This is a genomic window from Hymenobacter sp. H14-R3 (assembly GCF_030063445.1).
Taxonomy (GTDB): Bacteria; Bacteroidota; Bacteroidia; order Cytophagales; family Hymenobacteraceae; genus Hymenobacter.
The window spans coordinates 65412-74662 of the sequence record NZ_JASITD010000024.1; the positions used below are offsets into that span (position 1 = coordinate 65412).

The window sequence follows — 9251 nt, forward strand, 5'->3', positions numbered from 1 at the left end:
GTGGGTGCAAAGGTACGGCTTTTTTCCGGGTTGAAAAAATGGCTGGTAATAGGTTGGCTGATTGAGCTAATACCCCACGGCCGCATCATCGCCGCGGGGGTCGGCGCCACCTTCCAACTGCCCACCGGGCAGCACTCGAATAATATCGAGGCGGCCCCAGGGGTTGCGGGGCTGGGGGTTAAAGCCCTTTTCCTTTAGCGTTTGCTCGGCGGCGGGCGTAAGGGCTTGGGCCTCCACGTCGAGCTGGTCGGGCAGCCACTGGTGATGCAGGCGCGGGGCGGCTACGGCCTGTTCGGCATTGGCGCCATAATCTACTACCGCTAAAATGCTTTGCAATACGCTGGTAATGATGGTGCTACCACCGGGTGAGCCCGTAACTAAAAACAGCTTGCCGCCTTTGGCGAGCAGCGTGGGCGTCATGCTGCTGAGCATGCGCTTGCCGGGGGCAATGGCGTTGGCCACGCCGCCCACGAGGCCGTACGAGTTGGGCACACCGGCTTTGGAGCTAAAGTCATCCATCTCATTATTAAGTAGAAAGCCCGCGCCGGCCACCACTACTTTGCTGCCATAGGCCCCGTTGAGGGTGGTGGTGCAACTCACGGCGTTGCCCTGGGCATCGACGATGCTGTAGTGGGTGGTTTGGTCGCTTTCGTAGCGCGGCAGGCCGGGGCCGGCCGTGAGCTCGGCGCTGGGCGTGGCTTGGCCATCGGGGCGGATGGTGCGGGCGCGCTGTTTGTTATAGTCTTTGGCCAGCAGCTGCGCTACGGGCACTTTGCCAAAATCAGGGTCGCCGAGGTAGGTGGCGCGGTCGGCGTAGGCGCGGCGTTCGGCTTCGGTAACGAGGGCCACGGCGGCGGGCGTATGGTAGCCCAGCTTGGCTAAGTTGCTAGTTTCCAGGGTTTGTAGAATCTGAAGCAGGGCCACGCCGCCGCTGCTGGGCGGCGGCATCGTAATTACGTCGTAGCCCCGGTAGGTGCCGTGGAGGGCGGCGCGCCACTTGGGCTGGTAGGCATCGAGGTCGGCCTGGGTGAGGAGTCCGTTGCCTTTTTTCATCTCAGCCAGCACCAGCTCGGCGGTGGGGCCTTGGTAAAAGCCCGCCCGGCCCTGGCTTTGAACGCGCTGGAGCACGGCGGCCAGCTCGGGTTGCTTGAGGGTATCGCCCTTTTGCCAGGCGGCAGCTCGCACAAACACGGTTGGCGAGCCAGGATTATACTTGATAAAATCGGCCTGCGTGCGGTTGAGGCCGGCGGCTTCCTTTTCGGTGAGGGCCACGCCGTGGGTGGCTAGGCGCACGGCCGGCGCCACGAGCTTGGCCCAAGGCAGCTTGCCCAGCTTTTTGTGCAGCGCCTCCATGCCGGCTACGGTGCCGGGCGTGCCCACGGCCAAGTGGCCGGCAGTGCTGAGGCCAGGTACCACGTTGCCGCTGGCATCAAGGTACATATCGCGGCTGGCGGCAGCGGGCGCGGTTTCGCGGAAGTCGAGGGTGCCGTCTTTGCCGCTTTTATCGCGGTATACCAAGAAGCCGCCACCGCCCACGTTGCCGGCCACCGGCAGCACTACGGCCAGCGCAAACTGCACGGCCACGGCCGCATCGTAGGCGTTGCCGCCCTGCTGCATAATGTTGCGGCCTACTTTAGAGGCGGCGGGGTGGGCCGAAACTACCAGCGCGTGGCGGGCCACTACGGGCGCGGTAGCGGGCGGCAGTTGGTTGGGTATTGTGGTGGCGTTGGCGACGGCGTGCGAAGCCGCGTGCTGGCCCAGGGCCGGCCCAGCCAGCCCGGCCACCAGCAGCATGGCCGAAGAAAAACGGGAAAACGTATGCATACTGCAAAGTAGTCACTGCCGCCCGCCTGCCGGGCAGGTGCCTACCTTTGAAAAGCTAACTTTCTCCCGCTTATGTCTGCCGAAATCATAGCTCCCGCCGCTGCTACTCCGCCTGCCCCCGTGCTCACGCTCACCCAGGAAGATGCGTGGCTGCAACCCTACGAGCCCTTGCTGCTGGCCCGCCAGCAGCGCCTGGCTACCCGCCTGGCCGCCATCACGGTCGAGTACGGCTCGCTAAGCAAATTTGCCACCGCCCACCAGCGGCTGGGGCTGCACTACGATGCGCGCCGCCGCGGCTACGCCGTGCGCGAGTGGGCCCCGGGGGCCGAGGCCGTGAGCCTGGTGGGCGACTTCAACTTCTGGAACCCCGAGGCAGACCATCTCCAAAAAGACGAGGCAACCGGCGTGTGGGAAGCCTTTTTGCCCGACGATGCCAACGGCCGCCGCCTGGCCGCCGGCTCGCGCTACAAGTTGCGCGTGGTGGCCCACGGTCAGGGCAAGGACCGCCTGCCCGCCTACCTCCGCCGCGCCGTGCAGGACGCCGATAGCCACGACTTCTCGGCTCAGCTTTGGGTGCCCGAAAGCCCGTTTAGGTGGACGGACCAGACCTTTCGCATCGCTAACGCCACCAAGGGCCAGCCGCTCATTTATGAGGCGCACGTGGGCATGGCGCAGGAGGAGGGCCGCGTGGGCACCTACCGCGAATTTGCGGATAATATTCTACCGCGCATTCAGGCGGAGGGTTACAACTGCGTGCAACTGATGGCCGTGCTAGAGCACCCGTACTACGGCTCGTTTGGCTACCACGTAGCCAATTTCTTCGCGCCCAGCTCGCGCTTCGGCACGCCCGAGGACCTGAAATACCTGGTGAATGAGGCCCACCAGCGCAGCATCGTGGTGCTGCTCGATTTGGTGCACTCGCACGCCGTGAAGAACGAGGCCGAGGGCCTGGCCGACTTCGACGGCTCGGGCAACCTGTACTTTCACAAGGGCGAGCGCGGCAACCACCCCGGCTGGGATAGCAAGCTGTTTGACTACGGCCGGCCCGAGGTGCAGCAGTTCTTGCTCAGTAACTTACGCTACTGGCTGGAGGAGTTTCATTTTGATGGTTTCCGGTTTGATGGGGTCACCTCCATGCTGTACCACCACCACGGCGAGGGCCACGCGTTTGGGGGCTACGACAGCTATTTTGGGTCCGATGCCGACGACGATGCCATCCTGTACCTCATGCTGGCCACCACGCTGGTGCGCGAATTGAAGAAATCGGCCCTGCTCATTGCCGAGGATATGAGCGGGCTGCCCGGCCTGTGCCGGCCCGTGGCCGACGGCGGCGTAGGCTTCGACTACCGCCTGGCCATGGGCCTGCCCGATTTCTGGATTAAAACCCTCAAGCACCAGCGCGACGAAGACTGGGACCTCGGCCAGCTGTGGCACCAGCTGGTGAACCGCCGCGCGGGCGAAAAAACCGTGGCCTACGCCGAAAGCCACGACCAGGCCTTGGTAGGTGATAAAACGCTGGCCCAGTGGCTATACGGCGATGCCATTTATTATAACATGGGCGTGCTCGACGGCGACCCCGGCGCGGCGCGGGCCACGGCGTTGCATAAGCTCATCCGGCTGATTACGCTGAGCGCGGGCGGCGAGGCCTACCTCAACTTTATGGGTAACGAGTTTGGCCACCCCGAGTGGATTGACTTTCCGCGCGCCGGCAACGACTGGAGCTACCACTACGCCCGCCGCCAGTGGAGCCTGGCCGATAACCCCGACTTGCGCTACAGCCAGCTGCTGGCCTTCGACCAGGCTATGCTTGGGCTGGCCCGAGAGCGCCAGTTGCTCACCAAAGGCCCCGCTACGCTGCTCAATATTGATTTTAGCAATAAGGTTATTGCCTTCGAGCGAGCCGGGCTGGTGTTCGTGTTCAGCTTCCACCCGAGCGAAAGCTTCTTCGACTATGGTATTCCGGTGCCGGCGGCGGGTCGCTACCGCCTAGTGCTCAGCTCCGACCGGTCGGAGTTTGGCGGCTTTAATCGCCTCGATGAAACCGTGATTTATGATACGTTTGGTGGCGGCGGCACGGCCGAGGCCCCGCGCCTGCGCCTCTACGTGCCTAGCCGCACGGCGCTGGTTTTCGCCAAAGTGTAAGCACAAAAACGCCTGTCATTGCCGCGCGCCACTGTGTTGCGCTCGCAAGGACAGGCGTTTTTATAACGTGCTCTATCAGTGATTTTTATGATAAAACCCTACTCGCGCTTGCGGCCGATGCTGAGGCGGTACACCGTTTCGGTGAGGCGCTTGGCGCGGATTTCGGGGGTTTTGGAACCTTTCAGGTAGCGCACGTAGGAGCGCTGTTCCAGCTTGGTGAGGGTTTTGAAAAACTTGTTGGCGGCATCATCGGCGGCCAGGCCGGCGGCCAGGTCTTCGGGCATTTTGATTACGCGGTCGGCCAGGTCGCGGCTGAGGCGCACGTGCAGTACGTCGCCCACGGTTTTGTCCACGGCGCGGCGCACTTCGCGCGGAATTATCAAGCCATGGTAGCCGTCGCCGATGGGCAGCAGCTCGCCCCGGTAGGGAAAGCCCTCGATGGTGGTGTGCACCAGCAGCTCCTCCTTAGTGCCGTAAAGCTCCTCTACCGAGAAGGGGGCCACTACCATCAAGTCGCCCGTGTGCGGGTCTGCTTCGAGCACCGCGTCAAATTCTTGTTCAAATTCCGTCATTATTGCAAAAGTAATCTTGGTTTAGGCAGGAAGAATAAACGCAGATTCGGGCCGCTGTGCTTGGGGCGGGGCAGGGGCTCTGATAGATAAAAAGGAAAAATGCGTTTTATTTATTAAGTAATTGATTAACAATAGTTTATGAAATAACCGGCTTGTGCTTCTGGCACTACGTTCAGGTTAGCGCAATTTTCGGGTCATTGCGCTGGTCCGATAGCGGAGCCCTCCGGCTGCTGCTTAACCCATGCCTGCGCGGCTGGCCCAGTGGCGCACACGTACTCCGGTCGGTTGGCTCCGCCGTCGGGCCGGAGCACGTAACCTGGCTTGGCACGGCCGCCATGCTGGTGCCGGCCGTGGTGCTGCCTTTGAGGGGCCAGCCGTAGCCCTTATGCTAACCGGTAAAAGCCCTTATTGCATGTCGGTTTAACTCAGTGCCGGGCGCAGCTGGGCCCCGTGCAGCGCCTGGGCAATGGCCGCCGCATTGGCGGCGGGCACAGCCAGCACGGCGTTGGCCGGCAGCCCCAGGTCGAGGCGTAGGCGTTGGGCGAGGGCCGGCGTTTCGGCCAGAATAAGGTCGGCCCGGTGCAGGGCCTGGCGTTGTAGCTCGGCTATCCAGCCGGTAGCCGTTTCGACCGATTCGTCGTCGGCTGCGGCCAGCGAACTCACGTGCAGCACTAGTGGCTGGCCCGTGCGCTGGCGCAGCTCCTGGGCCGCCAGCCAGGTGGGCCAGGCCGGCGCATACACCACAGCAAACGGCGCCTCGGCCAGCACTACCGGCACCGCAAAGCGGGCGTACTGAATGATTTGAAAATTTAAATCGGGGGCCGGGTAGTGCGTGGCGGCTGGCCGCAGGGCCGGGTGCGTCGTTGCTGGCGGTGCTGTAGTCACGATATCGGCGATGGGCACCGCGATGGGTAGCTCGGGTAGGCTGGCGGGCTGGCGCAGGGCAGCCAGCGCCTCGGGCCAGCCCGCTAGCACTGCGCGGCGCGGGGCAGGCCCGGCCAACTGATTGGCTGTGGCCCCATTGCTGGCGAGAGCTTTGGCAGCGGCTGGCTCCTCGGCAGCAACGGACGGTAAGTCTGCCTCGGGGGTGGGAGCCTGGGCAATGGGGTCGTAGAGGGGTGCCTCCTGAGTGAATCCGGCTTCAGTGATTGGCAGTGGCTCGGCGGCTACCACCAGCGACACCAGCGCCTCGGGCAGCAGCTCTGGGATGTCAAGCGATTCAAGGTCAAAAGCTGACTCGCTAAGTTTTGCAGCTGGTGCTGGCTGGCTGGCTCGTGCCGAAGCCCCCAGGTAAGGCGTAGCCGGAGCAGTGGCTGGCCCCAGCCAGGTAGGGGCGGGCAGCGGCTGGCCAGCCAACTGCGCCAGCTGCGGCAAGCTGAAGCTACCTAGCCGCACTACGCGCACCGCCGCCCAGTCCAATGGCGTAGGCGACATTGGGAGCGCTAAAGCTTCTTTGGTTGTAATCTGCTCTTTGTCAATATTTTGCGAAAAAATCGTTTCGTTAGTCGGTCTGGTTGCTGCTGCAGGTGCGGCCTCCGTATCTGGTCGCGGCGGTAGCGCCTTTGCTAGTGCAGTGGCAGCGGCTACCGGGTGCGGTGCGGGAGCCAGCGCGGGTACGGGCAGGTATTCTTCGGCGCTCAGGTGGGCGGGGGCAGCGGCCTGGGGCACCAGTATCAGCATGGAATCGACGACGGGCGCGCTGGCCTGGGTGGCCTCTACCAGCGCCCGCACGGCCGGGGTAGCCTCGCCCCAGGCTAGCACGAGCACGGCAAGGGGAGGAGCAGCAGGAACAGCGGATACGGGCATTGAATAGCGGTTTACCCTGCCAATAACGGCATAGTAGCAGCCAGGTTAGCCGTGGAGCTTAAAATAAATAATTGCGGCCCTGGCCGGCCGGCCAGGGTTTTAGGTACGGAATAAGGGTAGGCTCCGAGTCTTAAATTAGGTAACTTGCGGGTTCGAAAGAGGGTGGCTATTGGCCTGGGTCAGTATTATGAACACCTTTACTTGCTTCGCCTCCACTATTTCTTTATTATGCCTGCCGAGTCTGCCCAAGAGAATAACTACATGCTGAACGACCTGGCTGCCCAAGCGCACCAGGAACACCTGCCCGGATTGGTGCAGCGCGTAGCGCAAACCCACGACCACCTCTTCACCTTCACCACCGAAAACGGAACCCGCTTGCTGCTACACGCGCTGAGCGACAAGATTTTACGCTTCCGCTACCTCACACCGGGCAGCCCGGCCGAGCCCGATTTTAGCTACGCCGTGCCCGACCCCGCTGCCGAGCGCACCATGCGCCCCGGCGTGCCGAGCTTTCTGGAATTCAAGGAAAAAAGCGACCACTACCGCCTCACCACCGGCCGCCTCATTTGCATTGTGTGGAAGGAAAGCCTGCGCACCCGCGTGCTCGACCGCTCGGGTAATGTGCTGTCCGACAACGAGAAAGGCTTTCACTGGCACCACGACGACGACACTGGTAACGACGTGGTGAAGATGAGCCAGCAGGTACCCAGCGGCGTATGCTACTACGGCCTCGGCGACAAGCCCGCCAACATGAACCTGCGCGGCCATCGCTTTTGCAACTGGGGCTCCGACACCTACGGCTACGTGAAGGGCTCCGACCCGCTGTATAAGAACATTCCGTTCTTCCACGTGCTGCAGCAGCGCATTGCCCACGGTATTTTCTTCGACAATACTTTCAAGGCGTTCTTCGACTTTGCTGCCGAGCGGGCCGATATCACCAGCTTCTGGGCCGAGGGCGGCGAGATGAACTACTATTTCATCTACGGCCCCACGCTGCTCGAAGTGACCGAGGAATACACCCGCCTCACCTGCCCGCCCGAGCTGCCGCCGCTCTGGACGCTGGGCTACCACCAGTGCAAGTGGAGCTATTTTCCCGAGCGCAACGTGAAGGAGATAACCCAGGGCCTGCGCGAGCGCCGCATTCCGTGCGATGCCATTTACCTTGATATCGACTACATGGATGGCTACCGGTGCTTTACCTGGCACCCGCAGCACTTCCCCGAGCCCAAGCGCATGGTGCAGGAGCTGGCCGCTGATGGCTTCAAAACGGTGGTTATCATTGACCCCGGCATCAAAATTGACCCCGACTATTCGGTGTACACCGAAGGCCTGGCCAACGACTACTTCTGCCGCCGCGCCGATGGCCCGCTCATGCGTGGCTCGGTGTGGCCCGGCCAGTGCAACTTTCCCGACTATACCAAGCCCCAGGTGCGCGAGTGGTGGGCGGGCCTGTTTGAGGGCCTCATCAGAGAAGTAGGCGTGAAGGGCGTGTGGAACGACATGAATGAACCCGCTGTGTTTGAGCGCGGTACGTTCCCCGACGATGTGCGTTTTGACTTCGATGGCCAATCGGGCTCGCACCGTAAGGCCCACAACATCTACGGCATGCAGATGGCCCGCGCCACGGCGGCCGGCGTAAAGCAGTTCAGCTACCCCGACCGGCCGTTTACCATCACGCGCAGCACTTACGCGGGCGGCCAGCGCTATTCCTCGGGCTGGACCGGCGACAACATCGCCAGCTGGGACCACCTCTGGCTGGCCAATATCCAGTGTCAGCGCCTGAGTATCAGCGGATTTAGCTTCATCGGCTCCGACATCGGTGGCTTTATCGACACGCCCGACGGCGAGCTGTTCAGCCGCTGGATTGCGCTGGGCGCGTTCCACCCGTTCTTTCGCACGCATAGCTCCGGCGACCACGGCGACCAGGAGCCCTGGAGCTTCGGCGAGCCCTACACCAGCCTGGCGCGCCACTTTATTGAGCTGCGCTACATGCTGCTGCCCTACATGTACACCACTTTTTGGCAGTATACTACGCAGGGCACGCCCATGCTGCGCCCCCTCACGTTTCTGGACCAGAACGACCCCGAAACCTACCTGCGCATGGCCGAGTTCAGCCTCGGCGACCATCTGCTGGTGTGCCCCATTACGCAGGCCGGCGCCGATGGCCGCTGGATGTACCTGCCCAAGGGCGACTGGTTCTACTACTGGACCGACGAGCCCCGCGCCGGTGGCCAGGAGGTGTGGGCTTCGGCCGACCTCACCCGCATTCCGCTCTTTGTGAAGGCCGGGGCCGTGGTGCCCATGCAGCCCATTATGCAGTATGTGGGTGAAAAAGTGGTCGAGCAGCTCACCCTGCACGTGTACTACAAAAACGGTACCGCCGAAAGCGTCCTCTACGACGATGGCGGCGAAGGCTATGCCTACCAAGAAGGCCAGCAAACCACTCGCCGCTTCACCGTGGCCGGCGCTGCCGCGGCCCTCACGCTCACCCAGCAAACCGAAGGTGAGTACCAAACGCCCTATACTACCTACCGCGTGGTACTGCACGGCCTACCGGCTGCTATTGAGGTAGTTACTGCCGATGAGCAGGCAATAGAGCCGGAGGTTTACCTGGCTACTGAAACCACCGTGGCCGCCCCGGCCGTGGTGGTGGGCGTGCGCTTTGGGGTGCTACAGGTAGTGTTGCTAAGTGCTGGCGAGCCCGACGACAAGGGGTAAGGTGCCGCGTTCCTGGCCCTAGCGCTCTGCAGCGCTAGGGCCAGGAACTTAACGGCACTGAGCTAGTGCTGCGTCAAGCGGATTAGGCAACAAAACAACGAGCTTAGAGTTGGGGATACATGTCTCGACCCATCACTCCCTTTACCCTACCAGCGGCTGACCAGGCCGCCCTCGAAAAGTTTACGCGTA

5 protein-coding genes are annotated in these 9251 nt (G+C 62.6%); 2 read left to right on the forward strand and 3 right to left on the reverse strand.

The window, feature by feature from the left end:
- Nucleotides 1-66: 66 nt before the first annotated feature.
- A complete protein-coding gene (gene ggt / locus QMK33_RS18580; protein WP_283566119.1) occupies nucleotides 67-1824 on the reverse strand; it encodes a gamma-glutamyltransferase in 1758 nt (585 codons plus the stop codon).
- Nucleotides 1825-1896: 72 nt separating this feature from the next.
- Between ggt and QMK33_RS18585 the strand changes: the two genes are divergently transcribed.
- Nucleotides 1897-3966 (forward strand): alpha amylase C-terminal domain-containing protein, encoded by a 2070-nt coding sequence (locus QMK33_RS18585; protein ID WP_283566120.1) that lies wholly within the window; start codon nucleotides 1897-1899, stop codon nucleotides 3964-3966.
- Between the two features lie 98 nt (nucleotides 3967-4064).
- Here the strand turns inward: QMK33_RS18585 and QMK33_RS18590 are convergent, their stop codons facing one another.
- Nucleotides 4065-4538, reverse strand: coding sequence for a YdeI/OmpD-associated family protein (locus tag QMK33_RS18590; RefSeq protein ID WP_283566121.1), 474 nt, complete (start codon nucleotides 4536-4538; stop codon nucleotides 4065-4067).
- Nucleotides 4539-4958: 420 nt separating this feature from the next.
- Complete coding sequence (locus tag QMK33_RS18595) at nucleotides 4959-6344, reverse strand: glycosyltransferase (protein ID WP_283566122.1); 1386 nt, start codon at nucleotides 6342-6344, stop codon at nucleotides 4959-4961.
- Nucleotides 6345-6572: 228 nt separating this feature from the next.
- Between QMK33_RS18595 and QMK33_RS18600 the strand changes: the two genes are divergently transcribed.
- Nucleotides 6573-9062 carry a glycoside hydrolase family 31 protein gene (locus QMK33_RS18600; RefSeq protein ID WP_283566123.1) on the forward strand — a complete coding sequence of 830 codons (2490 nt, stop codon included), beginning with the start codon at nucleotides 6573-6575 and terminating at the stop codon, nucleotides 9060-9062.
- The last annotated feature ends 189 nt before the right edge of the window (nucleotides 9063-9251 follow it).